Origin of the sequence: Bradyrhizobium sp. ISRA436 (genome assembly GCF_029910015.1) — a bacterium.
In the GTDB taxonomy this organism is placed as follows: domain Bacteria; phylum Pseudomonadota; class Alphaproteobacteria; order Rhizobiales; family Xanthobacteraceae; genus Bradyrhizobium.
This window is the reverse complement of record NZ_CP094519.1, coordinates 3,543,942-3,570,320: the sequence shown is the minus strand read 5'-3', so window position 1 is coordinate 3,570,320 and position 26,379 is coordinate 3,543,942. Positions and strand designations below refer to the sequence as shown.

Annotated in this window: 24 protein-coding genes; 6 read left to right on the top strand and 18 right to left on the bottom strand. The window is 63.3% G+C overall.

Annotation, left to right across the window (positions count from 1 at the left end; genetic code table 11):
- The first annotated feature begins 107 nt into the window (after window positions 1-107).
- Both gltX and gltA read left to right on the top strand, forming a co-directional pair.
- Window positions 108-1,529 carry a glutamate--tRNA ligase gene (gene gltX, locus MTX23_RS16930; RefSeq protein ID WP_280977803.1) on the top strand — a complete coding sequence of 474 codons (1,422 nt, stop codon included), beginning with the start codon at window positions 108-110 and terminating at the stop codon, window positions 1,527-1,529.
- A gap of 160 nt (window positions 1,530-1,689) precedes the next feature.
- Entirely contained in the window at window positions 1,690-2,991 is a 1,302-nt protein-coding gene (gltA, locus tag MTX23_RS16925) for a citrate synthase (protein WP_280977802.1), read from the top strand.
- Window positions 2,992-3,241: 250 nt separating this feature from the next.
- On the opposite strand, the gene lpxB is transcribed toward gltA, so the two are convergent.
- Genes lpxB through lpxA form a run of 3 tightly spaced genes read right to left on the bottom strand, consistent with a single transcriptional unit; the run spans window position 3,242 to window position 6,094 of the window.
- A complete protein-coding gene (gene lpxB, locus MTX23_RS16920) occupies window positions 3,242-4,420 on the bottom strand; it encodes a lipid-A-disaccharide synthase (protein WP_280977801.1) in 1,179 nt (392 codons plus the stop codon).
- Window positions 4,421-4,422: 2 nt separating this feature from the next.
- Entirely contained in the window at window positions 4,423-5,292 is an 870-nt protein-coding gene (gene lpxI, locus MTX23_RS16915; protein ID WP_280977800.1) for a UDP-2,3-diacylglucosamine diphosphatase LpxI, read from the bottom strand.
- Window positions 5,293-5,299: 7 nt separating this feature from the next.
- On the bottom strand, window positions 5,300-6,094 hold the full coding sequence (gene lpxA, locus MTX23_RS16910) for an acyl-ACP--UDP-N-acetylglucosamine O-acyltransferase (protein ID WP_280977799.1): 795 nt from the start codon (window positions 6,092-6,094) through the stop codon (window positions 5,300-5,302).
- 139 nt (window positions 6,095-6,233) lie between these two features.
- Between lpxA and MTX23_RS16905 the strand changes: the two genes are divergently transcribed.
- The gene (locus MTX23_RS16905) at window positions 6,234-6,470 is read left to right on the top strand and encodes a KTSC domain-containing protein (protein ID WP_280977798.1); all 237 of its coding nucleotides are present in this window, start codon (window positions 6,234-6,236) and stop codon (window positions 6,468-6,470) included.
- A 97-nt stretch (window positions 6,471-6,567) separates the two neighbouring features.
- Here MTX23_RS16905 and fabZ read toward each other — a convergent pair whose 3' ends face one another.
- The 13 genes from fabZ to MTX23_RS16840 form a co-directional block, all read right to left on the bottom strand.
- Entirely contained in the window at window positions 6,568-7,026 is a 459-nt protein-coding gene (gene fabZ, locus MTX23_RS16900; protein ID WP_280977797.1) for a 3-hydroxyacyl-ACP dehydratase FabZ, read from the bottom strand.
- Window positions 7,026-8,087: a UDP-3-O-(3-hydroxymyristoyl)glucosamine N-acyltransferase gene (lpxD, locus tag MTX23_RS16895; protein ID WP_280977796.1), complete on the bottom strand. Its 1,062-nt coding sequence runs from the start codon at window positions 8,085-8,087 to the stop codon at window positions 7,026-7,028. Before lpxD ends, fabZ begins: the two co-directional genes overlap by 1 nt.
- 32 nt (window positions 8,088-8,119) lie before the next feature.
- Entirely contained in the window at window positions 8,120-10,660 is a 2,541-nt protein-coding gene (gene bamA, locus MTX23_RS16890; RefSeq protein ID WP_280978100.1) for an outer membrane protein assembly factor BamA, read from the bottom strand.
- Window positions 10,661-10,835: 175 nt separating this feature from the next.
- A complete protein-coding gene (gene rseP, locus MTX23_RS16885; RefSeq protein WP_280977795.1) occupies window positions 10,836-11,987 on the bottom strand; it encodes an RIP metalloprotease RseP in 1,152 nt (383 codons plus the stop codon).
- Window positions 11,988-12,030: 43 nt separating this feature from the next.
- Entirely contained in the window at window positions 12,031-13,254 is a 1,224-nt protein-coding gene (dxr, locus tag MTX23_RS16880; RefSeq protein WP_280977794.1) for a 1-deoxy-D-xylulose-5-phosphate reductoisomerase, read from the bottom strand.
- A 4-nt stretch (window positions 13,255-13,258) separates the two neighbouring features.
- Window positions 13,259-14,107 carry a phosphatidate cytidylyltransferase gene (locus MTX23_RS16875; protein ID WP_280977793.1) on the bottom strand — a complete coding sequence of 283 codons (849 nt, stop codon included), beginning with the start codon at window positions 14,105-14,107 and terminating at the stop codon, window positions 13,259-13,261.
- Window positions 14,104-14,862: an isoprenyl transferase gene (locus MTX23_RS16870; RefSeq protein ID WP_280977792.1), complete on the bottom strand. Its 759-nt coding sequence runs from the start codon at window positions 14,860-14,862 to the stop codon at window positions 14,104-14,106. Before MTX23_RS16870 ends, MTX23_RS16875 begins: the two co-directional genes overlap by 4 nt.
- 77 nt (window positions 14,863-14,939) lie before the next feature.
- Window positions 14,940-15,503, bottom strand: a complete 564-nt coding sequence (gene frr / locus MTX23_RS16865; RefSeq protein WP_280977791.1) for a ribosome recycling factor — start codon at window positions 15,501-15,503, stop codon at window positions 14,940-14,942.
- 51 nt (window positions 15,504-15,554) lie between these two features.
- Window positions 15,555-16,271 carry a UMP kinase gene (gene pyrH / locus MTX23_RS16860; RefSeq protein WP_280977790.1) on the bottom strand — a complete coding sequence of 239 codons (717 nt, stop codon included), beginning with the start codon at window positions 16,269-16,271 and terminating at the stop codon, window positions 15,555-15,557.
- A gap of 67 nt (window positions 16,272-16,338) precedes the next feature.
- On the bottom strand, window positions 16,339-17,262 hold the full coding sequence (gene tsf / locus MTX23_RS16855; RefSeq protein ID WP_280977789.1) for a translation elongation factor Ts: 924 nt from the start codon (window positions 17,260-17,262) through the stop codon (window positions 16,339-16,341).
- A gap of 126 nt (window positions 17,263-17,388) precedes the next feature.
- On the bottom strand, window positions 17,389-18,384 hold the full coding sequence (locus MTX23_RS16850; protein WP_280977788.1) for a 30S ribosomal protein S2: 996 nt from the start codon (window positions 18,382-18,384) through the stop codon (window positions 17,389-17,391).
- A 218-nt stretch (window positions 18,385-18,602) separates the two neighbouring features.
- Window positions 18,603-22,121, bottom strand: coding sequence for a DNA polymerase III subunit alpha (gene dnaE, locus MTX23_RS16845; RefSeq protein ID WP_280977787.1), 3,519 nt, complete (start codon window positions 22,119-22,121; stop codon window positions 18,603-18,605).
- 393 nt (window positions 22,122-22,514) lie between these two features.
- Window positions 22,515-23,381 (bottom strand): DDE-type integrase/transposase/recombinase, encoded by an 867-nt coding sequence (locus MTX23_RS16840; RefSeq protein WP_280977786.1) that lies wholly within the window; start codon window positions 23,379-23,381, stop codon window positions 22,515-22,517.
- Window positions 23,382-23,507: 126 nt separating this feature from the next.
- Between MTX23_RS16840 and MTX23_RS16835 the strand changes: the two genes are divergently transcribed.
- From MTX23_RS16835 to MTX23_RS16825, 3 genes are read left to right on the top strand one after another with little or no spacing between them, the layout of a single operon-like run.
- The gene (locus MTX23_RS16835; protein WP_280977785.1) at window positions 23,508-23,960 is read left to right on the top strand and encodes a hypothetical protein; all 453 of its coding nucleotides are present in this window, start codon (window positions 23,508-23,510) and stop codon (window positions 23,958-23,960) included.
- Between the two features lie 39 nt (window positions 23,961-23,999).
- The gene (locus MTX23_RS16830) at window positions 24,000-24,455 is read left to right on the top strand and encodes a helix-turn-helix transcriptional regulator (protein WP_280977784.1); all 456 of its coding nucleotides are present in this window, start codon (window positions 24,000-24,002) and stop codon (window positions 24,453-24,455) included.
- A 3-nt stretch (window positions 24,456-24,458) separates the two neighbouring features.
- A complete protein-coding gene (locus tag MTX23_RS16825; protein ID WP_280977783.1) occupies window positions 24,459-24,929 on the top strand; it encodes a hypothetical protein in 471 nt (156 codons plus the stop codon).
- Here MTX23_RS16825 and MTX23_RS16820 read toward each other — a convergent pair.
- Both MTX23_RS16820 and MTX23_RS16815 read right to left on the bottom strand, forming a co-directional pair.
- Complete coding sequence (locus MTX23_RS16820) at window positions 24,906-25,139, bottom strand: RNA-binding protein (protein ID WP_280977782.1); 234 nt, start codon at window positions 25,137-25,139, stop codon at window positions 24,906-24,908. The two genes, MTX23_RS16825 and MTX23_RS16820, sit on opposite strands and share 24 nt — an antisense overlap.
- Window positions 25,140-25,355: 216 nt before the next feature.
- Window positions 25,356-26,105: an outer membrane beta-barrel protein gene (locus tag MTX23_RS16815; RefSeq protein ID WP_280977781.1), complete on the bottom strand. Its 750-nt coding sequence runs from the start codon at window positions 26,103-26,105 to the stop codon at window positions 25,356-25,358.
- Window positions 26,106-26,379: the final 274 nt, after the last annotated feature.

Below are 26,379 nucleotides of genomic sequence, written 5' to 3'. Positions count from 1 at the left end.
CCGCCCGGCCAAGCCTGGTTTGGGCGGCCGGAGGCCCAACCTAGGCTTTAGTTATGTCCGGTTCCTGCTATACACCACCGCCGTTCACGCATACGCCTCGTCCGACCATGACCGAATCCGTCGTTACCCGCTTCGCCCCCTCGCCCACCGGCTTCCTCCACATCGGGGGTGCCCGCACCGCGCTGTTCAACTGGCTCTATGCCAAGAAGCGCGGCGGCAAGATGCTGCTCCGGATCGAGGACACCGACCGCGAACGCTCGACCAAGGAGGCGATCGACGCGATCCTGGACGGCTTGAGGTGGCTCGGGCTCGATTGGGACGGCGACGTCATCTACCAGTTCAGCCGCGCCGCCCGCCATCGTGAGGTCGCCGAGAGCCTGCTTGCCTCGGGCCGCGCCTATCACTGCTACGCCACCCCGGAGGAGCTGGCCGCGATGCGCGAGAAGGCGCGCGCCGAGGGCCGCACCCGCCTCTATGACGGCATGTGGCGCGACCGTGATCCTGCCACGGCGCCGGCAGGCATCAAGCCGACCATCCGCCTGAAGGCGCCGCAGACCGGCGAGACCGTGATCGAGGACCAGGTGCAGGGCCGCGTGGTCTGGCAGAACGAGAACCTCGACGACCTCGTGCTGCTGCGCGGTGACGGCACCCCGACCTACATGCTTGCGGTCGTGGTCGACGACCACGATATGGGCGTCACCCACGTGATCCGCGGCGACGATCACCTGATCAATGCCGCGCGTCAGAAGCAGATCTACGACGCGCTCGAATGGAACATCCCGAGCATGTCCCATATTCCGCTGATCCACGGTCCCGACGGCTCGAAGCTGTCGAAGCGCCATGGTGCGCTCGGCGTCGACGCCTATCGCGCCATGGGCTACCTGCCCGCCGCGTTGCGCAACTATCTGGTCCGGCTCGGCTGGAGCCACGGCGACCAGGAGATCTTCTCGACCCAGGAGATGATCGACGCGTTCGATCTTTCCGGCATCGGCCGTTCCGCCGCGCGGTTCGACTTCGCCAAGCTCGAGAACCTTAATGGCCACTATATCCGCCACAGCGACGACCAATCCCTCGTGACCCAGTTCGAGAGCGTGCTGGACTACGTGCCCGAAGGAGCCGCGCTGAAGGCCAAGCTCAACGACACCACGCGCGCGCAACTGTTGCGTGCGATGCCGAGCCTGAAGGAGCGCGCCAAGACGCTGATCGAACTGATCAGCGGCGCCTACTTCATCTTCGCCCCTCGCCCGCTCGCGATCGAGCCGAAAGCGGCCGCGCTACTGACGCCGGAAACACGGGCGTTGATCGGCCGGCTGCGCGCGGCGCTGGAAGCGGTGAACGACTGGACGGCGCAGACGACCGAGACCGCCATGCGGAATTTCGCCGAGCAGAACAATCTGAAACTCGGTGCCGTCGCCCAGCCGCTGCGAGTGGCGCTGACGGGCCGTACAACGTCACCGGGCATATTCGACGTTCTGGCCGTCCTGGGCCGTCAGGAGTGCCTTGCCCGCCTCGCCGATCAGGCGGCGTAATCCTGCATGGACCCCCTCCAGGGTCCATCTTGCAGCGCACATTGCAATAAGCTACCCATCTTCGGACGCTTTCTAGCCAAGCCGTCCCGCACCGCCATGCGCCGCAAAATTGCGACGGGGCAAGGTCGGATTATTCAACGAATTCATCGGGGATATCACGATGGACGCAAAATCCAGCAAGACAGCCACACTCACCATCGGCAACAAGACTTATGATTTCCCGATACTGAGCGGCACCGTCGGGCCTGATGTCATCGACATCGCCAAGCTCTATGGCCAGGCCGGGGTGTTTACCTACGATCCTGGTTTCACGTCGACCGGCAGCTGCCAGTCCAAGATCACCTACATCGACGGCGACGCCGGTGTCCTTGAATACCGCGGCTACCCGATCGAGCAGCTCGCCGAACATGGCGACTTCCTCGAGACCTGCTACCTCTTGCTCTACGGGGAGCTTCCGACCCCCGAGCAGAAGAAGAAGTTCGACTACACGGTCACGCACCACACCATGGTGCATGAACAGATGGCCCGCTTCTTCCAGGGCTTCCGCCGCGACGCTCATCCGATGGCGATCATGGTCGCAGCGGTCGGCGCGCTCGCCGCGTTCTATCACGACTCCACCGACATCAACGATCCGCAGCAGCGGATGGTCGCCTCGATCCGGATGATCGCCAAGATCCCGACGCTGGCGGCGATGGCCTACAAGTACACCGTCGGCCAGCCCTTCGTGTATCCGAAGAACCCGCTCTCGTTTGCCGAGAACTTCCTCAATATGTGCTTCGCGGTGCCCTGCGAGGAGTACAAGATCAATCCTGTCCTCGCCGACGCGCTCGACAAGATCTTCATCCTGCATGCCGACCACGAGCAGAACGCGTCGACCTCGACCGTGCGCATCGCGGGCTCCTCGGGTGCCAACCCGTTCGCCTGCATCGCGGCCGGCATCGCCTGCCTGTGGGGTCCGGCGCATGGCGGCGCCAACGAGGCCGCGCTGAACATGCTCTACAGCATCGGCAAGGTCGAAAACATTCCGGACTTCATCGCCAAGGTGAAGGACAAGAATAGCGAAGTCCGCCTGATGGGCTTCGGCCACCGCGTCTACAAGAACTACGACCCGCGCGCCAAGATCATGCAGAAGATGTGTCACGCGGTGCTCAAGGAGACCGGGCACGGCGACGATCCGATGCTCAAGGTCGCGATGGAGCTCGAGAAGATCGCGCTCAACGACCAGTACTTCATCGACCGCAAGCTGTACCCGAACGTCGACTTCTATTCGGGCATCACGCTCAAGGCGATGGGCTTCCCGGTCTCGATGTTCACGGTGCTGTTCGCAGTTGCCCGCACGGTCGGCTGGATCAGCCAGTGGAGCGAGATGATCGAGGATCCGCAGCAGAAGATCGGCCGTCCGCGCCAGCTCTACACCGGTGTCGCCCGCCGCGACTACGTGCCGATCGACAAGCGCAAATAAGCCTCCTCGCTCACGGTTCCAAGCGGCGCCATCATTCGCGATGGCGCCGTTTTCGTTTCCCCCGCGCGACTTCGGTCGCGAGCGCATCGAGGCGCGGCAGCCAGAACGCCCTCAACCTGTCGAGCAAGTCGTCGACCTCGCGCAGCCGTCCGGGACGACGATATCACCCGAACTGTGCTCACCGGTCGCGAGCAGTTCCAGGTCGAGAGATGCTCCAGTTCCAGGCGCGTTCCCTGGAGTGAGATGTTTCCTAGCCCGAGCGCTGGCTCATCGTCGCCAGCACGATATCGGCGGCGCGGACGCTTGGCGGCTGGTTGCCGGTCGACATTTTCGCATCCAGCGTCCCGAACGCCACGAGTTGCCGCAGCCGCTCCGGGGAATCCGCGAGCACGTCGCCGAGCGCTTGCGCGAGCTTCTCCGGAGTGCAGTTCTCCTGCAGGAATTCCGGGATGATCTCGCTGCCGATCACGAGATTGGCGAGGATCACCGACGACACCCGGATCGCGCGGCGCAGGATGAACGCCTCGGCGGCGCCGACACGATAGGCCGTCACCATGGGGATGCCCGACAGCGCAAGCTCCAGCGTCACGGTGCCCGACTTCGCCAGCGCGGCGCGCGCGATGCGGAACGCCGCGCGCTTCTCCGTTTCACCGACCGCGATCCTCGGCACGATCGGCCACGACGCCACGCCCTCGCGCACCATCGTCTCGAGATGCGGTATGGTCGGAAGCACGAGCTCGAATTTCAATCGCTCGCCGAGCTGACCAAGCGCCGCGCCGAACAGCGCGAGATGATGCCTGATCTCGCCGCGCCGGCTGCCCGGCAGAACCAGCAAGACCGGCGGCTGGGTCTCGCGCCGCTTTTGCTCCTCGGCGTTGGGCCGGAGCGAGGCCAATTGCTCGGTCAGGGGATGGCCGACATAGCTGCAGGGTGGTCCTTCCAGCTTGCGATATTCCTCGGGCTCGAACGGCAGCAATGCCAGCACATGATCGACATAGCTGCGCATCGCGCGCGCCCTGCCGGGTCGCCAGGCCCAGACCGACGGCGAGACGTAGTCGACAATCGGGATGTTCGGATTGCGCGCGCGGACGCGGCCGGCGACGCGATGGGTGAAATCGGGGCTGTCGATGATGACGAGCATGTCGGGCGCCTCATCGAGCACCGCATCCGCCGTGCGGCGGATCAATTGCAGAATCTTCGGCAATTGCTTCACGACCGCGGCAAAGCCCATGATCGACAGCTCTTCGATCGGGAACAGCGGGGCGATGCCTTCGCTGGTCATCTGCCGGCCGCCGACGCCGGAGAACCGCACGGTGTCGCCGAGGCGCTGGCGCAGCACCTTCATCAGCGCGGCGCCGAGCCGATCGCCGGATTCCTCGGTCGCGATGAGGAAGACCTTCCGGACAGTGGCGGGGTTGCTCGCCTGCATCGTCAGCCGGCCAGACCGACGACGAAAAGCCGCTTGGCGTCGGCGGTCTCGATGAGCGCCTGCGGCTCCGCGGCAAGCGTATTGCCGGCGACCACGGCGATCCCTGCGATGCCCGCCGCGGCCGCGCCCTCGACCGTCCGCGGGCCGATGGTCGGCAGATCGAAGCGCAGATCCTGCCTGCTCTTGGGCGCTTTCACCAGCACGCCGCGCCCTGGCTTGGCGCGGATGCGGCCCTCGGCGCGCAGGCGCGCCACGCGCGCCAGCAGCCCGTCGGTGCCCTCGATGTCCTCGACCGCAACCACGTGACCGTCGATCACGACAGCCGCCTGGCCGATGTCGAACGGACCGAGCGCGTCAAGCGCGCCGCGTCCCCGGGCAATGTCGGCAAGCGCGCTGCCGTCGGGAACCGCGCGCGTGATGGCGCCTTCCGGCATCAGCAGATCGGGCGCGACATCCTTGATTCCGACCATGCGAAATCCCTGCTGCTCGAGGATCCGGCCGACGCTCGACAACAGGTGATCGTCACCGCCGCGAAACGCGCGCACCACGTGGCCGAGCAGACGCAGCGTGCCCCAGTCGAGGCGGATCTCGGACAGCGCCGGCCGCACCAGGGTGCCGATGAAGATCAGGTCGCGGCAGCCCTCATCGCGGAACAGCCTGGTCGCCCGCCCCAACTGGCCGACCGAGATCCAGCGGTGACGAAACCGCTGGGCGCGCGCGGGGTCGCAGGCGCCACGCAGCGCGAACAGCACCGGCGTGATGCCGCGCGCGACCAGCGAGTCCGCCACCGCAAACGGCATGGCGCCGCCGCCGGCGATCACGCCGACCGGCGAGGAGAGCGAAGGCGCCGCTGACGTTATGCTGGCGGCCATGCCGTGCTCAGTTCGTGTTGGCGGGAAGGCAAAGCGCGCGGTGCTTGCCGCCGTCGATGAAGGCCAGGATCTCGGCGATCGCGGGATCCTCGCTGGCCAGCGGCTGCACCGACGCCAGCCGCTCGGCAAAGATGCCGGGGCCGTGGAACAGCTTTTGATAGAACCCGCGCACCGTCGCCAGCCGCTGCTTGGTGAACTGGCGGCGCTTCATGCCGATGATGTTGAGCCCCTCGAGCACGGCATACTGACCGTTGGCGAGCCCGAATGGGATGATGTCGCCGCGCACGCCGCAGACGCCGCCGATCATCACCTGCGGACCGACGCGCGTGAACTGGTGCACCGCCGACAGACCGCCGATATAGACGAAGTCGCCGATCTCACAGTGGCCGCCGAGCGTCGCCGAGGTGGCGAAGATCACGTTGTTGCCGACGATGCAGTCGTGACCGACATGGCTGTTGTTCATGAAGAAGCCGCGATCACCGACGCGCGTGAGCCCGCCACCCTTGACGGTGCCGATGTTCATGGTCACGCCCTCACGGATCGTGCAGGCCTCGCCGATCTCGAGGCGGGTCGGCTCGCCGCGATAGCTCAGGTCCTGCGGCGCACCGCCGAGCGCGGCAAACGGCGAGATGACGCAGCCGGCGCCAATGGTCGTATGCCCACTAACCGTGACATGCGCGATCAGCTTGCAGTCCGCGCCGATCACGACATTGGGGCCGATGATGCAGTATGGACCGATCTCGGTGCCGGCTCCGATCACGGCGCCATCCGCAATGCGCGCAGTGGGATCGATCATGCTCATGGAGGTCTGGTCCGGAATTCGTTAACGGCGCCAAGGCGCTAAAGTCTCGGGTTTCGCGGTCGTTAGCGCGACTTTGCCCACTCTGTCCAGTGACGTATCATCACCGGCTGTTGCAAAGCGACAGGAGCGCAGCCGATCCATGGTCCGTGCCGCCGCGCTGATCTTCAGCCTGCTCTCGGCGCCGATCGGCCCCGTGACGATCGACACTGGCAATGGCGCTACTCTCGATCTGTCGACGTTCGACTGTCGCGAGATCGATCGCAGCACGATCGTCCAGCGCGTCTGCTACGACGCGGCACAGCGTGCGCTGCTGGTCGCCGTCAGGGGCAGTTACCAACACTATTGCGGCGTCCCGCCGCGACGTTCGACGCGCTGATGAACGCGCCGTCGATGGGCCTGTACCTGTGAATCCTGTGTCCGGATCGCCGGAGCAGACGGCCGATACGCCTACAGAACGTAGCGAGCGCGCCGGCTCAGTCCGTCAACATGGCGCCGACATCGGCCTCGGCAACGACCTGCCCGTCGACCTTGGCATCACCGTGAAACCACCACATCGCCTTGCGCCGCCCGATCGAGCGCATGTGGTACTCGATGGTATCGCCGGGCAGCACCGGCTTCCTGAACTTGCACTTGTCGATGGTGAGGAAGTAGACCGCGCGCGGCTTCTCGGTGCCCTCGACCGACTTGATGCCGATCACGCCCGCGGTCTGCGCCATCGCCTCGATCATCATCACGCCGGGATAGACGGGACGCTCGGGGAAATGCCCCTGGAAAGCCGGCTCGTTGAAGGTGACGTTCTTGATGCCGATACCGCTGTAGTCGGTGCGGATCTTGATGACCCGGTCGATCAGCAACATCGGAAAACGGTGCGGCAGCGTCTTCAGGATATCGTTGATATCCACGAGCTCGAACCTGACCGGTGCCTCCTCCATCACTCCTTCCCCTCACCCTTCGTTTCGCTGTCGCGCACCAGGCGTTCAACCGCGATGATTTCCCTGAACCATTGCTTGGTCGGCTTGGCAAAGTGCCCGCCCCAGCGGCCGTTGGCCGGGATATCGTCCTTCACCGCGCTCATCGCCGTAACCTGGGCGCCGTCGCCGATCTTGAGATGGTTGTTGATGCCCACCTTGGCGCCGAGCGCGACATTGTCGCCGATCGTCAGACTGCCTGCGAGCCCGATCTGGGCCGCCAGCAGGCAATCACGGCCGATGGTCACATTGTGGCCGATCTGGACCTGGTTGTCGATTTTGGTGCCCTCGCCGATCACGGTGTCGCGGAGGGAACCGCGATCGATGGTCGAACCGGCGCCGACCTCGACATTGTTCTGGATCAGCACGCGGCCGGTCTGCGGCACCTTCACATGGCCCGCCGGCCCGAAGAATATGAACCCGTAACCGTCCTGGCCGATATTGCAGCCGGGGTGGATCAGGACATTGTTGCCGATCAGCGCGAACTGGATGGTGGTCTTGGCGCCCACATTGCAGTCCCGGCCGATCTTGACGTCGGCCCCGATCACCGCGCCGGCTCCGATCACGGTGCCCGAGCCGATCTCGACCCGGGGGCCGATCACGACCAGCGGATCGACGACGACGCCGTCTTCGAGCTGCGCGGTGGGATCGATGATGGCCGATGGCGCGATACCGTCGGTGCCGAACCAGGATTGCGGCCGCAGCGCGTCGGAATGCCATTCGCGCGCGATCTGGACAAAGGCATGGAACGGCTTGGCCGCACGCAGCACGGCAACCCCCTTGGGCACCTGCGCCTCGAAGCGCTGGCTCACCAGGCACGCACCGGCCTTGGTCGCGGCGAGCTGATCGACATACTTCAGGTTGTCGAAGAAGGCGAGATGCATCGGACCGGCCTCGTCGAGCGAAGCCAGCCCCTTGATCTGCTGCGCGCCCCTCGCGGGGTCGACCAAATGCGCCTTCGTCAGCGCGGCTATCTCAGCCAGCGTTGACGAAGGGGGAGTCTTGAAGAAGATCGGCTGCGCCATTCCATCCGTCGCAGTCCGGCCGGCAAACGATCTTAGAACGTTGTACCGCCACCAAACCGGAATTCTTGCACGCGGTCAAACTGCCCCTTGGTGAGCGGGACGGCGTAGTCGAAGCGCAGCGGACCGAACGGCGACTGCCAGATCAAGCCGACACCGACCGAGGTACGGACCACCTTGCTGTCGTCAAACTGCAGGCCAAGGCAGGTTCCCGGAGACGGCGGGTTCTGCGTCGGCTTGATACAGCCGGGCGTGTTGACTTCGCCAGTTGCCGCCCACGAAGTTGGCCCCTGGTAGTCGTAGAGGCCGCCAGCATCGGCATAGACCGCGCCCTTGAGGCCAACTTCCTTCGGCAGGAACCAGAACGGCATCTGCAGTTCCGCCGACACGCCCCAGTACTTGGTGCCGCCGATGGCATCCTGGGTGCCGAAGGGATTGATGTCACGCGGACCGATGCCGTTCGGCGCAAAGCCGCGGACCAGGTTCGGGCCCATCTGGAAGTGATCGAGCATGCGCAGATCCTGGCTGCCCATCTTGTTCAGGATGCCGCCCTGGGCGTGGATCACGCCGACGATGTCTGCAACCAGCGGCGTGTAGTACTTCGCATCGATCGCCGTCTTGATGTAGCTGACGTCGCCGCCGACTCCCGCGAAGTCCTGCTTGAAGTCGATCAGCAGGCCGTCGGTTGGGTTCTTGTTGTTGTCGAGGGTGTTGTAGTTCAGCGTGTAGCCGAGCGCCGAGGTCAGCGCCCTGCCACCCGCCAGTTCCTTGCGGACCGGCAGCGAAGCTTCACCGTCGCTAAAGCAGCCCAGGCCGTTCGTCGATACCAAGCTGATACCGTTAAGCGCTGCGAACGCAGGGCTTGGATTGAACGCGGGATTGGGCGTTCCATCCGGCAAGAACTGCTGGTTGTTACAGTTGTCGAGCGTCGAGGGCAGCGTGATTTCCTGCTGATAGATCGAGTAGCGCAGCTGCAGCGACAGATCTTCGCGGAGGCTGAAGCCGAGCCGCGGGCTGAAGCCCAGCGTCTTGGTGCCGTACGCGATGTACCTGTTGGATAGCTGCTGGCGCTGATACAGGTCGAGGCCGAGCGCGACGCGGTAGTCGAGCAGATAGGGCTCGACGAAGGACAGCGAATAGCCGCGCGCGTACTGGCCGTAGGTCACCGACGCTTTCGCGAACAGACCTCGCCCGAGCAGGTTGCGCTCGGAGACGCTGACTTCGGCCAGCGCACCGTCGGTGGTCGAGTAGCCGCCCGAGACCGAGAAGTCGCCGGTCGATTTTTCCTCGAGATCGACGACCAGGATGACGCGGTCGCTCGAGGATCCAGGTTCCGTGGTGATCTTCACGGTCTTGAAGAAGTCGAGGTTCTTCAGCCGGCGCTCGGCGCGGTCGACTAGCGCGCGGTTGTAGGCGTCGCCCTCGGAAATGTCGAACTCGCGGCGGATCACGTAGTCACGCGTGCGGGTGTTGCCGCGGATATTGATGCGCTCGATATAGGTGCGCGGTCCTTCGTCGACCGCGAAGGTGATCGACACCGTGTGATTCTCGAAATTGCGGTCACCACGCGGCCGGACGATCGCGAAGGCGTAGCCGCGGCGCGACGCCTCGATCTGCATCTCCTCGACCGACTTCTCCAGCGCCTCAGCGTTATAGAGCGAGCCGACGCTGACGCGCGAGAACGAGCTCAGCGAATTCGGATTGAGCGTTGCGATCGACGACGTGTAGTTCACCGATGCGACGCGGTACTGCTGGCCCTCCTCTATCTTGAAGGTAACCAGGAACCCCTTCTTCTCAGGGTCGTATTCGGTCAGCGCCGCCACCACCTGGACGTCGGCATAGCCATTCTTGAGATAGAACCGGCGCAGCAGGTCACGGTCCGCCTCGACACGGTCGGGGTCGTAGACGTCGTTGCCGCCCAAGAAGCTGAGGATGTTCGATTCACGCGTCTTGATGACGTCGCGCAGGCGCGACGCCGAGTACGCGTTATTGCCGATGAACTCGATCGACCGGACGCCCGTCTTGACGCCTTCATTGATCTCGAAGACCAGGTCGACGCGGTTGTTCGGCTGCTCGATGATCTCCGGATTTACCCGCACGTCGTAGCGGCCCGAACGGCGGTAGATTTCAGCGATTCGCAACGCATCCGACTGAACCATCGGACGCGAGAACGTGCCGCGCGGCTTGGACTGGACTTCGGCGGCCAGCTGCTCGTCCTTGATCTTCTTGTTGCCCTCGAAGGCAACGCGGCCGATCACCGGGTTTTCGACCACGACCACGACCAGATGCCCACCGCGCTGGTCGATATGGACGTCCTGGAACAGACCGGTCTCGATCAGGGCTTTCAGGCCATCGTCGATATCGGCCTGGCTCAGCCGGCCGCCCGGGCCGGCGTGGAAATAGGAGCGGATGGTCTCAACTTCGACGCGCCGGTTCCCCTCCACCGTGATCGAGTTGACATTCTGAGCGGCTGCAGGCGCAGACACAGCAACGGCCGCCAAGGTGGCAGCCACCGGCACGGCGAACATGACCAGGGCAGCGAACAAGCCCCCCCTCACTCGCATTCCAAACATCATGCGCAACGCGCCCTTATCCTTCCGATGCCGGGTCGTTCCCCAACGCCCCGACAGATTCCCAACCTTCCGCCCAGCTTGTAGCCAACTTTGCCATGGGGGCAAACTTACTACCGCAGTGCATTTCCATTTTCGTTCCAAGACGTTGCCCAATAGCAACGCCTCAAAAAAGCCTACTTCAGGACGCGGCCAGATGCAGGATGTCGTTGTAGGTAGCAAAGACCATCAGCATCAACACCAAACCCAGCCCGATTCGGAACCCCATTTCTTGAGCCCGCTCCGACAGCGGGCGGCCGCGGATGGCCTCGACGGAGTAAAACAAGAGGTGCCCGCCATCGAGGAGCGGAACCGGGAACAGGTTCAGAAGGCCGATGGAGATCGAAAGGACGGCTGCCAGGTGGATCAGGGCGGCCACGCCGATGGTGGCAACCTGCCCCGAGATCTGGGCGATTCGGAGCGGCCCACCGACCTGATCGGCCGCCTCCCGCCCGGTGAAGATACCGCCGATATAGGCCAGGGTTCGGTCGATCACGAACCAGGTTTCCTTGACGCCCAGCCCGAGCGCGGTCACCGGATCGACCTTCTCAGTCACGGCATCGCCAGGCGCAGTCGCCCGTGTGATGCCCATCACACCCATCCGGTGGGTATTGCCGAAGGGATCCTTCACCTCGCGCAGTTCCGGGGTACCGCGGAGCTGCACGGTTGAATTGCCCCGCTTGACCGTGAAGGTCAGCGCGTCGCCGGCATTGATGCTGACGATGCGCTGCATGTCCGAGAAGCTGTCGATCTTCGTGCCGTCGATTGCGGTGACGATGTCACCGATCTGGAACCCAGCGGCGGCGGCGGCGCTGTTGGCTTCCACCTTGTCGACCCGTGCCGACGTGCTCGGCTTGCCGAAAAAGGTGAACAGGCAGGTGAAGATCGCAATGGCCAGGATGAAGTTGGCAAACGGACCGGCCGCGACGATCGCGGCGCGCCGTCCGACACTCTTGTGATGGAAGCTGCCCTGCCGCTCCTCCGCGGTCATCGCGGCAAGCGTCGCCGCAGCAGGCGTCGACGCCTCGGTGTCGTCGCCGAAGAATTTCACGTAGCCGCCGAGCGGAACCGCGGAAATCTTCCAGCGCGTGCCGTGCCGGTCGTTGAAGCCCACGAGCTCCGGCCCGAACCCGAGCGAGAAGGTCAACACCTTCACGCCCGCCCAGCGCGCGACGAGGAAATGGCCCAGCTCGTGAAAGAAGACGACAATCGTCAGGACAAACAGGAAGGGGACGATGTAACCCACGAGCCCATGGCTCAACGTATTGAAACTATGCAGAAAAAACTCGGGCATTCGTTTCCCCTCGACAAGAGCGAAAGGCTCCGCCCCCAACCCTCTAGGTTGCCTTTAAGGCAATTTGAGGCAATAGGGCGGCAGCTCTATTTCGCGCAGTATGGTCAACGGAAATCGTCTCATCCGCCGATGCCAGCGGTGCCCGATTCCCTGACCGCATCCAATCATTGATGGTCGCCTCGACCAGACGCGCGATCGCGCCGAACTTGATCTTGCCCGCGATGAAGGCGGCCACCGCGACTTCATTGGCAGCGTTGAAGACGGTCGTCGCGCCCCGTCCGGTCCGCAGCGCCTGGTAGGCCAGCCGCAGCCCCGGGAAGCGCTCGAAATCCGGTGTCTCGAAGGTCAACTGTCCGATCTTCGCGAGATCGAGCTTCGCCGACGGGCCGACGATACGGTCGGGCCAACCCAGGCAATGCGCGATCGGGATACGCATGTCGGGCGTGCCGAGTTGCGCGACCACGGAGCGGTCCGAGAATTCGACCATGCCGTGGACGATCGATTGCGGATGCACCAGCACGTCGATCTCGTCGGGCGCCAGTCCGAACAGATAGGACGCTTCAATGACCTCGAGGCCCTTGTTCATCATCGACGCGGAATCGATGGTGATCTTCTGGCCCATGCTCCAATTGGGGTGCTTCAGCGCCTGCTCCAGCGTCGCCTGCTCGATATCGGCAGGCGCCCAGGTGCGGAACGGCCCGCCGGACGCGGTGATGATCACCCGCACCAGCTCTTCGCGGTTGCCGGAACTCAGCGCCTGGAACAGCGCATTATGCTCGGAATCCGCCGGCAAGATGCGAGCACCTGCCTTCGCCGCGCGTTCCATGAAGAAATCGCCGGCGCAGACGAGGCACTCCTTGTTGGCAAGCGCAACGGTCGCACCGCGATCGACCGCCGCGAGCGCAGGCTTCAGTCCGGCGGCGCCGCTGACCGCCGCCATCACCCAATCCGCGGGCCGCGCCGCCGCTTCTATGATCGCGCTCTCCCCGGCCCCGCATTCGATGCGCGTGCCGGCCAGTGCATCCTTCAGCTCGGACAACCGGGCCGGGTCGGCAATCGCGGCAAACCGCGCGCCGAACTCCTTCGCCAGCTTGGCGAGCCCGTGGACATTGCTGTTCGCGGTGAGCGCCTCGACCTGATAGCGGTCCCGAGCGCCGCGCAGGAGATCCATGGTGCTGTCGCCGATCGAGCCGGTGGCACCCAGAACGCTCACGGTCCGCACGGCTGACGCCGCGGCCTTGTTGTTACGCAACGGAACTGCGCTCATCTCATCACCAAACCATAAGACCGCGTCCGACGCCATCTGCACCGCCGCGAAGAAAGCCGAAAATTGCCGCCACAATGACGGCTGCGACAAATCCGTCCAGGCGGTCCAGAAGGCCGCCATGGCCGGGAATGATGTGGCTCGAATCCTTCACTCCGAACCGCCGTTTCACCGCCGATTCAAAGAGATCACCGAGCTGTGAAACCACCGACAGCGCGGCGCCGAGCAGCAGCAGCGGCCCGGTGGTGCCGATCTCGAAGGCGGCGAAACCGGCAGCGACAAGCAGGCTTGCCACAAAGCCGCCGATCGCGCCGGCCCAGGTCTTCTTCGGACTGACCCGCACCCAGAGCTTCGGCCCTCCGATGCTGCGGCCGGCAAAATAACCGCCGATGTCGGTGACCCAGACCACCAGCAGCACGAACATCAGCGCGGCGAAGCCCTTGGCCGGATCGAGGCGCACCAGGATCGCCGCGATCTCGGCGGCCCCCGCATAGATAAGGCCTGCGGTCGCCCAGTTGCGTCGCACGCCTGAGATCAGCGCGAGCGCGACGGCACCGACGACGAGAACGACCAACGCCGCCTCGCTCCGGCCCACAATCAGACAAAGACCGACGAGGAGGAGAACGACGACGCCCGGCGCCACGACACGAAACTTGCGCGCAAGGCCCGTGACCATCAGCCATTCCACGAACAGCCCGATCGCCGCCAGCGTCACCAGCAGGGACCACGCGATGCCGCCGGCATAGGCTAATGCGATTGCGACCGGCGCCAGCACCAAAGCCGCAACCACGCGCATCACCAGATTGCGCGACCCCTGCTCGCTTGGCGCCGCCGGCACGGCTTCGTCCTCAGTCACGAGCCGGTTTTCGCAGCGAGGCCGCCGAACCGGCGCTCGCGTCTGCCATATTCCGCGATCGCGCTCTCGAGCGCCGCCTTGTCGAAATCCGGCCAGTGAATCGGCACGAACACGAGTTCGCTGTAGGCGGCCTGCCACATCAGGAAATTCGACAGGCGTTGCTCGCCGCTGGTGCGGATGATCAGATCGGGATCGGGAATATCAGGTGCATCGAGATATTTGCCGAACGTGTCGGCATCGATCGTATCAGGCTCGCGCTTGCCCTCGGCGACCTCGCGCGCCAAGCGCCGCGCGGCCGATGCGATCTCCGCGCGCGAGCCGTAATTGAAGGCGACGACGAGGTTGAGCTTGGTGTTTGCCCTGGTCAGATCCTCGGCCTCGCTGAGCAGCGCGCAGATGTCGGGTTCGAGCCCGTCACGCTCGCCGATCACGCGCACCCTCACCCCGTCGCGATGCAGCGTCGCCAGATCGTTGCGAATGAAACGGCGCAACAGGCCAAACAAATCCCCGATCTCGGTCGCGGGCCGCGACCAGTTCTCCGAGCTGAACGAGAAGATCGTCAAATAGAGGATGCCGAGTTCATGCGCCGCACGGACGACGCGGCGGAGCGCCTCGACGCCGCGACGATGGCCCTCGGCCCGCGGCAGGCCGCGCGCGGCGGCCCAGCGCCCGTTGCCATCCATGATAACAGCCACATGCAACGGACCGCCGGAGCGATCCGGTATCTCAGTTGCTGGGGCGGCGGCTTTGGACATCGGCTGTTTTCCGTAGCGTCTTCAGGCGAAATGGATGCCAGCTCGCATGAAGCCAACGCGTCAAATCAAGGATCGCGTCAGACCGTCAGGATTTCCTTCTCCTTGGCGGCAAGCAGCTGATCGATCTCGGCGATCACGCCGTCGGTCGCCTTCTGCACTTCGTTCGACAGACGCTCCTGATCGTCCTCCGAGATCTCGTGATTCTTTTCGAGCTTCTTGATGATATCGAGACCGTCGCGGCGCACGTGGCGCACGGCAACCTTCGCCTGCTCAGCGTATTTGTGCGCGACCTTGACGAGCTCCTTGCGGCGCTCCGCGTTGAGTTCGGGAATCCGCAGCCGCAGCACCTGCCCTTCGGTCGCCGGCGACAGGCCGAGGTTGGAATCGACGATCGCCTTCTCCACCGCCTTCACCATGGACTTGTCCCAGACCTGCACCGAGAGCAGACGCGGCTCGGGCACGCTGATGGTCGCAACCTGGTTGAGCGGCATATGCGAGCCATACGCCTCGACCTGGACCGGCTCCAGCATGGAGGCCGCGGCCCGACCGGTGCGCAGACCGCCGAGCTCGTGCTTGAGCGACTGCGTGGCGCCCTGCATGCGGCGCTTCACTTCGTTGATGTCAAAACCTGGTGCGGCCATGACGTTCTCCCTTCTCAAGAAACCGGTTGTCGACGCCAAGAGGCGCTGCAATCAGCCGGCGACGACCGTGCCGTGTCCGGTACCGCGCAGAATCGCACCGATCGAACCGGGCTCTGCAATCGAGAACACGATGATAGGCAGCGACGTCTCGCGGGCAAGCGCGAAAGCGGTCGCGTCCATGACCTTGTAACCGCCCTCGATCGCCTGCGAATGGGTCAGGCGGTCAAAGCGCTTGGCTTTGGGATCCTTCTTCGGATCGGCGCTGTAGACGCCGTCGACATTGGTGGCCTTGAGCACCGCCTGCGCGCCGATCTCGGCCGCCCTCAGCACGGCGGTTGTATCGGTTGTGAAGAACGGATTGCCGGTTCCACCACCGAGCAGGACGATCCGTCCCTCGGAGAGGTATTTGTGCGCTGCACTGCGGGTGAACAGCTCTGAAATCTCCGGCATCACGAACGCCGACAGCGTCCGCGCCGGGGTACCCTTGCGCTCGATGGCAGCCTCCAGCGCGAGGCAGTTCATCATCGTGGCGAGCATGCCCATGGTATCGCCGGTCGGCCGGGACACGCCGCGTGAGGAGACCTCCACTCCGCGGACGATGTTGCCGCCGCCGATTACCACCGCGACCTCGACCCCGAGCTGGCGCGCCGCGATCAGGTCGTCGGCGACGCGCTCGACGGTCGGCTGATCGATACCGAAGGCGTGAGAACCGGCCAGATATTCGCCGGACAGCTTGACCACCACGCGACGATAGACCGGCTCAGCCATGATGCGATCGCTTCCTTGTCCCGCGCAGGTGGGCTTCCGGCACACACCGGAAGCCTGATGTCAGCGGTTACTTCTTGCCGCTGGCGGCCGCGACTTCGGCAGCGAAATCGCTTTCCTGCTTCTCGATTCCCTCGCCGAGAGCATAGTTCACAAAGCCGGTGATTTTGACCGGCGCGCCAACCTTACCCTCAGCTTCCTTGACCGCCTGGGCAACGGACTTGCCGCTGTCGTGGATAAAGGCCTGATCCAGCAGGCAGACCTCCTTGTAGTAGGTCTTCAGGCCGGAATCGACGATCTTCTCGATGACGTTCTCCGGCTTGCCCTGCTGGCGGTACTTGTCTGCCAGCACGTCCTTCTCGCGCTTGACCGTCTCCGGATCGAGCCCGGCCGCATCGAGCGCCAGCGGCTTGGCCGCCGCCACGTGCATGGCGAGCTGGCGGCCGAGCACCGCGAGCTCGTCGGCCTTGCCGGCAGACTCCAGCGCCACGATCACGCCGATCTTGCCGGCGCCATCGATGACGGCGTTGTGGACGTAGCTCGACACGACGCCCTTGCTCACCTCGAGCGAAGCGGCGCGACGCAGTGTCATGTTCTCGCCGATGGTCGCGATCGCATCCGAGATCGCCGTCTCGACGGTGACATCGCCGACCTTGGCGGCCTTGATCGTCTCGACGTCGGCGCCGTTGTGGAGCGCGACCTGCGCGATCATCTTCACGAGGCCCTGGAACTGCTCGTTGCGCGCGACGAAGTCGGTCTCCGAATTGACCTCGACCAGCACGCCCTTGGTGCCCGACGTCTGAGCACCGATCAGACCTTCTGCCGCGACGCGACCGGCCTTCTTGGCGGCCTTGGACAGGCCCTTCTTGCGCAGCCAATCCTGCGCAGCCTGCATGTCGCCGCCGGTCTCGGTCAGCGCCGCCTTGCAATCCATCATGCCCGCGCCGGTCGATTCGCGGAGATCCTTGACCATCGCTGCTGTGATCGTTGCCATGTTCAATGTCCTTCTTGCCTGTAGAGAAACCGCGGCGCCCGATGGCGCCGCCGTCAACGACAGGAAAATCGTTGTTCGTGGAGTACAGGCTGCGGCCGGGACCAGCCCGGCCGCGCCGCGTAACCGTTATTCCGCTTCGGCGAGCGTCTTGGCCTGGGCAACCCAGGCGTCGGCACGGCTCGGAAGACCGACCTCTTCGCCGATCTTGTGTGCGGTGCCGGGATCGAGCTCGGCAAGCTGCCAGTAATGGAAGATGCCGAGGTCGTTGAGCTTCTTCTCGATCGCACCGGACACGCCGGTGAGCTTCTTGAGATTGTCGGCGGTGCCGCGCGGACCGGCAAGGCCCTGGAAGCCTGCGGGGGCCGCTGCCGACGGCAGCTCTTCCCGCACCGGCTCGGCCGACGCACCGATATCGATCCCGGAATCGCCCTGCGCACGCGAGATGCCGTCGATGGCAGCACGCGCGACGAGGTCGCAGTACAGCGAGATCGCGCGACCCGCGTCGTCATTGCCCGGCACCACATAGGTGATGCCCTTCGGGTCGGAATTGGTGTCGACGATCGCGGCGACCGGAATGTTGAGCCGCTGCGCTTCCTGGATCGCGATGTCTTCCTTGTTGGTGTCGATCACGAAGATCATGTCGGGCAGACCGCCCATGTCCTTGATGCCGCCGAGCGATCGGTCGAGCTTGTCGCGCTCGCGCTGCAGCGTCAGCCGCTCCTTCTTGGTGTAGGAGTTGGCTTCGCCCGACGACAGCACCTCATCGAGGTGACGCAGTCGCTTGATCGAGGCGGAGATCGTCTTCCAGTTGGTGAGCGTGCCACCGAGCCAGCGCGAATTGACGAAGTACTGCGCCGAACGCTTCGCCGCGTCGGCGACGCCGTCCTGAGCCTGGCGCTTGGTGCCGACGAACAGGATGCGGCCGCCCTTGGCGACCGTGTCGCTCACCGCCTGAAGCGCGCGATGCAGCATCGGCACGGTCTGCGCGAGATCGATGATGTGGATGTTGTTGCGGGCGCCGAAGATGTAGTCGGCCATCTTCGGGTTCCAGCGGTGAGACTGGTGGCCAAAGTGAACGCCAGCTTCCAAGAGCTGACGCATATTGAATTCGGGCAGCGCCATAGGTCTAATTCTCCGGTTGGTTCCTCCGGAAACGTGTGAGCAAACGCGCCTGATTGGCCCGGTTGCCACCGGACGGCCTTGAGAGCCATGTTTCCGTGTGAGATGGCGCGCTATATAGCGCGATTTGCGCCAGAAGCAAGGAAATATGCCCGGCCAGGCCGCCCCGAAGGGCCGGATTCGGCCAAAAAGGCCCCTATTCGACCGGTCCGGGACCCTTTTTACAGCGTTTGCACGTCGACGACGCCGGCGACGGCCTTGATCGCTCCGGCGATCTGCGGCGAGACCTTGTAGCGGCCGGGCAGCTTCATCTCCACCTCGGTTTCGAGGTCGAGCATCATCACCAGCGAGACGTCGCCATCGGCACCAGCCGCGGGCGGCGGTGCCGGCTCCGGCTTTGCCGCCGTCACCTTTCCGGCGCCGCCAGCGGGCGGAGCGGCTTCCGGCATGTTGAGCCGGCGGGCGATCGAGTCGAGCGGCTTGGTGTCGCGGACGAAGATGCGCAAGCCCTTTTGCGTCTTGGCCGCCGCGTGATCCAGCGGTTCGGCGTGCAGCACCCTCGCCCGCACATCTTCGCCCTGCAGTTCGGCGCCCAGTTGCAGCAGCACCGCCGCTCCCGGCTCGAGCACATCGCGATATTGCGCGAGCCCCTCGGAGAACAGCACCGCCTCGAAATGGCCGGTTGGGTCCGACAGGCCCATGATTCCCATCTTGTTGCCGGTCTTGGTGCGGCGCTCCATGCGCGACACAACCGTCGCCGCCACCTTCCCCGCGGTCGCGCCGGTTTTGACCGCGCGCGAGAACTCCGCCCAGGACTGCACGCGAAGCCGCTTCAAGGCGGTGGCGTAATCGTCCAGCGGATGGCCCGAGAGGAAGAATCCGATCGCATCATATTCGCGGCGCAGCCGGTCCGCCGGCAGCCACGGCTCGACCTGCGGCAGAATGATGCTCGGCGCATCCGCCGCGCCGCCGAACATGTCGTTCTGTCCCGACGTCGCGGCTTCATGGGCGCGCTGGCAGGCGGCGAGAATCGCGTCCGCGCCGGCGAACACCCTGGCGCGGTTGGGTTCGAGCGTGTCGAAGGCGCCCGCGGCGGCGAGGCTCTCGATGATGCGCTTGTTGACCGCGCGCGGGCTCACGCGCGCGGCGAAATCGGCGAGCGAGGTGAACGCGCCCTTCTTGCGCTCCTCCACGATCTGCTCGACCGCCTGCAGGCCGACGCCTTTCAACGCGGCGAGCGCGTAATAGATCGTCTTGTCGCCAACCTCGAAGGTCGCGCCTGAGCGGTTGATATTGGGCGCCTCGACCTTGATGCCGAGGCGCTGCGCCTCGGAACGAAATTCGGAAAGCTTGTCGGTGTTGTTGAGTTCGAGCGTCATCGACGCGGCGAGGAACTCGACCGGGTAATGCGCCTTCATGTAGGCGGTGTGGTACGACACCAGCGCATAGGCCGCCGCGTGGCTCTTGTTGAAGCCGTAGTCGGCGAACTTGGCGAGCAGCTCGAAGATCGTCTCCGCCTGCGCCTTCGGCACGTTGTTCTTGGTCGCGCCGGCGACGAAGACGTCGCGCTGCTTGTCCATCTCGGCGCGGATTTTCTTGCCCATCGCGCGGCGCAGCAGGTCGGCCTGGCCGAGCGAATAGCCCGCCATCTGCTGCGCGATCTGCATCACCTGCTCCTGATAGATGATGACACCGAACGTCTCCTTCAGGATCGGCTCCAGGATCGGATGCAGATATTCCGGCTCCTCGTCGCCATGCTTGCGCGCACAATAGGTCGGGATGTTCGCCATCGGACCCGGACGGTACAGCGCCACCAGCGCGATAATGTCCTCGAAGCGGTCCGGCCGCATGTCGATCAGCGCGCGCCGCATGCCCTGGCTTTCCACCTGGAACACGCCGACCACGTCGCCCCGCGCCAGCATCTGGTAGCTTGCCGCGTCGTCGATCGGCAGGGTCGCAAGATCGACATGGATGTCGCGTTGCTTGAGCAGCTTCACCGCGACATCGAGCACGGTCAGCGTCTTCAGCCCGAGAAAGTCGAATTTCACCAGCCCCGCCGGTTCGACCCATTTCATGTTGAACTGGGTGACCGGCATGTCGGATTTCGGATCGCGGTAGAGCGGCACCAGCTCGCTGAGCGGCCGATCGCCGATCACGATACCGGCCGCGTGAGTCGAAGCGTGGCGGGTCAGGCCCTCGAGACGTTGCGCGATGTCGAAGGCGCGCGCCACGACCGGATCCTCGTCGCGGAACGCCTGCAGCTTGGGCTCGCCTTCGATCGCCTGCGCCAGCGTGACCGGAGCTGCGGGATTCTGCGGCACCAGCTTGGTCAGCTTGTCGACCTGACCGTAGGGCATCTGCAGCACGCGCCCGACGTCGCGCAGCACGCCGCGCGCCTGCAGCGTACCGAAGGTGATGATCTGCGCCACCTGATCGCGGCCGTAGCGCTCCTGCACATACTGAATCACCTCCCCACGACGGTCCTGACAGAAGTCGATGTCGAAGTCCGGCATCGAGACACGCTCGGGATTGAGGAAGCGCTCGAACAGCAGCGCAAAGCGCATCGGATCGAGGTCGGTGATGGTGAGCACCCACGCAACCAGCGAGCCTGCGCCGGAGCCGCGGCCCGGTCCGACCGGGATGCCCTGCGCCTTGGCCCATTTGATGAAGTCGGACACGATCAGGAAGTAGCCCGCGTATTTCATGCGGGTGATGACGTCGAGTTCGAAGGCGAGCCGCTTGTTGTAGTCCTCCTCGGTCATCCCCGGCGAGAGACCGTGCACCTTCAGGCGCCTCACCAGCCCCTCTTCCGCCTGCCGCTTCAGCTCGGCCGCCTCGTCGGCGGCGGCATCGGAACTCTGCGCAGCACCGACGGTGAAGAACGGCAGAATCGGCTTGCGCGTCTTCGGCCGGAACGAGCAGCGCTCGGCGATCTCCACCGTCGACGCCAGCGCTTCCGGAATGTCGGCGAACAGCACCGCCATTTCCGCACGGGTCTTGAAGCGGTGATCGGGGGTGAGCTGCACGCGATCGGTCTCGGCGATCAGATGACCGCCAGCGATGCACAGCAGCGCATCATGCGATTCGTAGTCATCGGTGGTCGCGAAATACGGCTCGTTGGTCGCGACCAGCGGCAGACCCTTCGCATAGGCGAGATCGATCAGGCCGCCCTCGGTCCGGCGCTCCCTGTCCACGCCGTGGCGCTGCAACTCGACGTAGAGCCGGTCACCAAACAGGCTGGCCAAACGGTCGCAGCGGGTGGCCGCCAGCGCGGCCTGATCGGCGCCGAGCGCCAGCGCAATCGGACCGTCAGGGCCGCCGGTCAGCGCAATCAGGTCCTCAGCATCGTCCGCGAGCCAGTCGAACTTGATGTGCGGGGTTTGGTTGACGGGCGTCTCCAGAAACGCCCGCGAATTCAGCCGCATCAGGCTGCGATAGCCGCGCTCGCGCGCCGCCAGCAGGACGATTCGCGCGGGCCCTGCCGCCAGCACGCTGCGCGCAGTGGGATCAACGTCGCCGAAATCCACCGCGAGCTCGCAGCCGACGATCGGCTGGATGCCGTAGCCCGCCATCTTGTCGGAGAATTCCAGCGCCCCGAACATGTTATCTGTGTCGGTCAACGCCAGCGCCGGCTGGCGATCGGCCTTCGCAAGCTCGCCGAGCTTGGCGATCTTGATCGCGCCCTTCAGCAGCGAATAGGCCGAATGGACGTGAAGATGAACGAATCCGGCATTCGACATGGCTGCTCAGGGATCACTGCGCCGGGGATGAAGCGAGCCGCCGGCCCCAGCGCCTGAATGCGTCAGGACCGACTCGCTGCGCCATCGTGACGCCTGCGTTCCGCCAAGTCCACGCGGAACACCGCATGGCGGCCTCTCCTCCTGCTTTTCCCCAAGGGCACTATGCCGCCGGTCCCGCTCGCCCATCTTCAGAACTGGGTGAAGAGCTGAGCCCAGACCGCGATCATTCCGACGAACAACGTGATCGATGCCAGTGCCGCCGCTTCTTCCACGAAAATCTTCAACATGGCCGCCTCCCGAACTGGAACGTATGAAGAACATTGTTCCTTTTTTGTTCTCAGAGTCAAGCCAACCCGGGAGAGGGTAGTGTCTCAGTTTCCGAAACTGAACTTTTTAGTTAACGGGCTTAGCCTTGGCGCGAGCGTCCCGCGCATCGATCAGAGCAACGATATCTTCCATGTTCCAGAGCTTGTCGCTCACGCCTGCGGCCATCGCTGGCGTTACGCGCAGCGTCTTATGGATGCGGCAGAAATTATAGAACATGAAGTAGAGCGACAGCGCGTGGCAATGGTTCTCAAACTTCTTGCTGAACGCGTTCGTAAGCCGGGTGAAGCGGCGCATACCCATCCTCATGTTGAGGTTCTGGCGTTCAACGTAGCTCGTTGAAATGTGCTGCGGATCAGGGTTGCCCTCGATTGGCTCTTTCTTCGCTCCAATGCATTCGCCGGGGCTGTATTTGCGTTCCTGGTCATTGCCCTGCGCGCCGCCATAGAGCTTCACCAGCATGGCGTAATCCACGTCAGCACCTAGCGTGCTTTCAACTGCCTCCAGATACGCCTTGTGGCCGTCCGTGGTGAGCTGGACGCGCGTCTTGAGGCGCGACCTCAGGTCCTCCATGAGCAGATAGGCGGCCTCAGCATCGCGGCGGCCGACGCACCAAGAAACGATCATCTTGGAGTCAGCATCCAAGGCGGTCCAAGTCCAAACGTCGCCCGCACCGTCTACCGGCGACTTAGCATCGCGGACGTTCTTGTTCTTGGCGTAGCAGAACGACCAGATTTCATCGCACTGGACGCGCTTGCTTTGCAGGCCCCTGACGTACTGGTCGTGATAGGCGGCGCAGACTTCGCCTGCGTCCACCAGAAGCTTCGAGACGGTGTTGATTGAGACGTCGCAGACCCGCGAGACGGATCGCATACTGGAACCCTCGCAAAGCATGCTGAGGATTTGAACGCGGGTTTGCTGGGGCAATTTGTTCACGCCCCTACTATCTGAACTTTTATGCTTAGCGTCAAGTATAATTTTCAAGTGTGACGGGGGCGTTTACCTACTCTAAGGTGAGACAGTTTGAATCAGAGGGGGTGGCATAAAGGCCAATTGACTTATATGTCAATCGAGGAAATAATTGGTTTTAGAGTTTCGGACGGAATGTTGTTTCCACTGATACCCAAGGCACGAGGCGCAACCGCAAGGCGTGCCATGTACGTTTCGGAGGATATTTGGGCTCTCCTCTCCACGACGCATGAGGACGAGGAGCTGGAAGAGCGACTAGGTATCCTTCAGGCGGATTTGGAATTGTTCGCAGATGGGCAGCCAATAGACCCGAAGTACCTTTTTCTTCTTTCGCCGATTAGGGATGCTGTGTGGGAAATCCGAAGTGTTAGACCTGAGCCATCGATCAGAGTGATGTGCTTGTTCGCAAAAAAGGACGTTCTTATAGCCACCAACATAGCTCTGAGGGAGAACCTTGGGGGATGGGATTCAAAGGCGTGGAAAGAAGCTAAGCGGCTCGCTAGGGCGCGCTGGAACGTTTTATTTCACACATATATTTGCCAATGACCTTCACGAGAGTGACGGACCTAGTAACAGGAGCGGTCAATGGAAAATACTTCAAAGCTTAACCAGATGGCTCGCCGAGATGTTGCGTATTATCGCCAGCGTCAGAAGAATCGCGTGTTCACCGAACTCGTTCAGTTTTTTGCTGAGGAAGCTGAGCACCGTGGGGTGACAAAGAAAGACTTGGCTGCAGCCCTGTCAAAAGATCCAGCGCAGATTACTCGCTGGCTCTCAGCCCCGTCTAACTTTGAATTGGATACGCTAAGCGACATCCTCCTAGCCCTAGGTGCGGAAATGGATCACAAGATTGTCCGTTTCTCCGAGCGACCCAAGACGAACTACATGCATCCATTGGTCGCTAAGCATGTTGGGGCAGAAATGACTGCTGCAAAGCTGATCACAGATAACCCCACATCGGCCCCTAAGCTAACCGCTAATGTGACACTCAAAAGCGTGCCACCGGAAATCAAGGTAAAAGTTCTAACAGCGGCCGAGTAAGAAATGATGCGGACAGAGGACCCGCCGGATTTTATAGGCACCGCGATTTTTTGCGACGACATCCGGCAAGAGATCGATCAAAAGGCATCGTACATTGGAATCTACACCAGTGGCGCCATGCTTGTTCGCGGGGATTTCCCCGTGACCTTAGCCAAATTCGGAATAGCAATAACGTTCGCTCAAAAGCGTGAACTATTTGTGCCGAACATTGGAATTCGAATATTTCTTCCCGGCGATACCGACGAAAAAGCATCGATCGAAGCGGATACTGGGCCAGGAGCCACTATCCCGGTTCTTGATGATGACATGCCAATGATCATGATGGGGGCTCAAATGATTTTTTCGCCACTTGTGATCAGTCAACCGGGGGTCATCAAGGTCCGGGTCTTGAGAGAGGGGTTGCTTCACCGCCTTGGCTCTCTAGATGTGAGGAAATTTACAACTCCAGACTCAATGGTTACGCCATCGAGCTAGCGCAGCTTTTTTGGCGATAGCTTTGCGCTGCTTGGAATTCATACCCTCCGCCCGCTTCTTGCCTCCCATGCTGCCCAGCGCTGCGGCAGCGGCATTCTTATTCTTATCCGCGGTCGAATCCTGAATCTCCCCCGTCGCGATCTTGGCGACCATGACGGCCGCGCCGATCACATCGGCTGGTCTTTTCTCGCCCCTTGGGCCTTTCGGCATCGCACAATCTCCGATTCCAACTGGAAGCCTACCATATCAACGTGGCTCTCGGATCGGCACCGTCAACCCTCGAAAATCGGTCATTTTTGACAAACTGAGACACTACCCGGGAGAGCCCACACCGCGATCGGGGCCGATGGTTAACCCGCCGGCCCCACGAAAAAGCCCCGGGCCAAGGCCCGGGGCTTTCGATCCCGCTTGAGTTTAAGCGAGCGATCAGTAGCGCGCGACGACCGGGCCGCCGAACTTGTAGTTCAGGCGAACGGTGACGAGATCGACATCCTGCTTGATGTCGTCGGTGCGGCTGTTGATGCCGGTCGGGGTGACCAGCGTGTAGCTGTTCTTGCCCATGAACAGGTGATCGTACTCGACGGCAGCCGACCAGCCCGGAGCGAAGGCGTATTCGAGACCGACACCGACGGTGCCGCCCCAACGGGTGTCGGACGCGCTGTCGACCAGCGCACCGGCCGTCAGACCTTCGTACTTGCTGTCGGTCACCGCAGCACCGCCCTTCACGTAGAGCAGGGTGGTGTTCCAGGCGTAGCCGATTTGACCGGTGAACAGGCCGAACGCGTCGATCTTGGTGCGGTTGTCCAGGAGCGCGAAAGCCGTGCTGGCGTTCGAGCCGCTGAAGTCAGCCCAGTTGCCCTGCGCTTCGAGGCCGAACACCCAGCCGCCAGCCTGCCAGCGGTAACCGATCTGACCACCGACCGTGCCACCGGAAGCGTCGTGGCTGCCTTCGCTAAGCGGTGCGAAGGGAACGCCACCAACCGCAGTGTTGGTCCAGCTGTTATGGCTGGTGCCCCAACCGCCGTTGATACCGATGTAGAAACCGGTCCAGTCATAGACGGCGGCGATCATCGGCGGAGCCTTGGTGTAAGGCCGAGCCGCGAGATCAGCCGCGGAGGCCGGCGCAACCGCGCCGAGCGCGATCAGGCTGGCCGTAACAAGCAAAACCTTTTTCATTTTTCCCGTTCCAACTTTTTCTAGTGGCCCCCAAGGCCTCAGAACATGCTCATACCAGCCTCGTGCAGAATTGCTGTAACTTCGCTGCAACAGGCAGGCCGAAACGACTTCGCTCAAATTGTAAGTTAACGTTGCGTTACAGGCATTTCTTGAACATTTCGACACACGATTGCCGCACAATTTTCACAATTGAGATCTGCGTGCGCAATTGCGCGCGAGACCGTGTTGACGGGAACCCGCTTGTCCGGTTTGGATCATCGCAACTGTTCACGTC

Excerpts from the sequence above, each read along its gene's own strand:
- gltX (WP_280977803.1), top strand. The coding sequence starts at position 108 with ATGACCGAATCCGTCGTTACCCGCTTCGCCCCCTCGCCCACCGGCTTC.
- gltA (WP_280977802.1), top strand. The coding sequence starts at position 1,690 with ATGGACGCAAAATCCAGCAAGACAGCCACACTCACCATCGGCAACAAG.
- lpxB (WP_280977801.1), bottom strand. The coding sequence starts at position 4,420 with ATGCAGGCGAGCAACCCCGCCACTGTCCGGAAGGTCTTCCTCATCGCG.
- lpxI (WP_280977800.1), bottom strand. The coding sequence starts at position 5,292 with ATGGCCGCCAGCATAACGTCAGCGGCGCCTTCGCTCTCCTCGCCGGTC.
- lpxA (WP_280977799.1), bottom strand. The coding sequence starts at position 6,094 with ATGAGCATGATCGATCCCACTGCGCGCATTGCGGATGGCGCCGTGATC.
- MTX23_RS16905 (WP_280977798.1), top strand. The coding sequence starts at position 6,234 with ATGGTCCGTGCCGCCGCGCTGATCTTCAGCCTGCTCTCGGCGCCGATC.
- fabZ (WP_280977797.1), bottom strand. The coding sequence starts at position 7,026 with ATGGAGGAGGCACCGGTCAGGTTCGAGCTCGTGGATATCAACGATATC.
- lpxD (WP_280977796.1), bottom strand. The coding sequence starts at position 8,087 with ATGGCGCAGCCGATCTTCTTCAAGACTCCCCCTTCGTCAACGCTGGCT.
- bamA (WP_280978100.1), bottom strand. The coding sequence starts at position 10,660 with ATGATGTTTGGAATGCGAGTGAGGGGGGGCTTGTTCGCTGCCCTGGTC.
- rseP (WP_280977795.1), bottom strand. The coding sequence starts at position 11,987 with ATGCCCGAGTTTTTTCTGCATAGTTTCAATACGTTGAGCCATGGGCTC.
- dxr (WP_280977794.1), bottom strand. The coding sequence starts at position 13,254 with ATGAGCGCAGTTCCGTTGCGTAACAACAAGGCCGCGGCGTCAGCCGTG.
- MTX23_RS16870 (WP_280977792.1), bottom strand. The coding sequence starts at position 14,862 with ATGTCCAAAGCCGCCGCCCCAGCAACTGAGATACCGGATCGCTCCGGC.
- frr (WP_280977791.1), bottom strand. The coding sequence starts at position 15,503 with ATGGCCGCACCAGGTTTTGACATCAACGAAGTGAAGCGCCGCATGCAG.
- pyrH (WP_280977790.1), bottom strand. The coding sequence starts at position 16,271 with ATGGCTGAGCCGGTCTATCGTCGCGTGGTGGTCAAGCTGTCCGGCGAA.
- tsf (WP_280977789.1), bottom strand. The coding sequence starts at position 17,262 with ATGGCAACGATCACAGCAGCGATGGTCAAGGATCTCCGCGAATCGACC.
- MTX23_RS16850 (WP_280977788.1), bottom strand. The coding sequence starts at position 18,384 with ATGGCGCTGCCCGAATTCAATATGCGTCAGCTCTTGGAAGCTGGCGTT.
- dnaE (WP_280977787.1), bottom strand. The coding sequence starts at position 22,121 with ATGTCGAATGCCGGATTCGTTCATCTTCACGTCCATTCGGCCTATTCG.
- MTX23_RS16835 (WP_280977785.1), top strand. The coding sequence starts at position 23,508 with ATGTCAATCGAGGAAATAATTGGTTTTAGAGTTTCGGACGGAATGTTG.
- MTX23_RS16830 (WP_280977784.1), top strand. The coding sequence starts at position 24,000 with ATGGAAAATACTTCAAAGCTTAACCAGATGGCTCGCCGAGATGTTGCG.
- MTX23_RS16825 (WP_280977783.1), top strand. The coding sequence starts at position 24,459 with ATGATGCGGACAGAGGACCCGCCGGATTTTATAGGCACCGCGATTTTT.
- MTX23_RS16820 (WP_280977782.1), bottom strand. The coding sequence starts at position 25,139 with ATGCCGAAAGGCCCAAGGGGCGAGAAAAGACCAGCCGATGTGATCGGC.
- MTX23_RS16815 (WP_280977781.1), bottom strand. The coding sequence starts at position 26,105 with ATGAAAAAGGTTTTGCTTGTTACGGCCAGCCTGATCGCGCTCGGCGCG.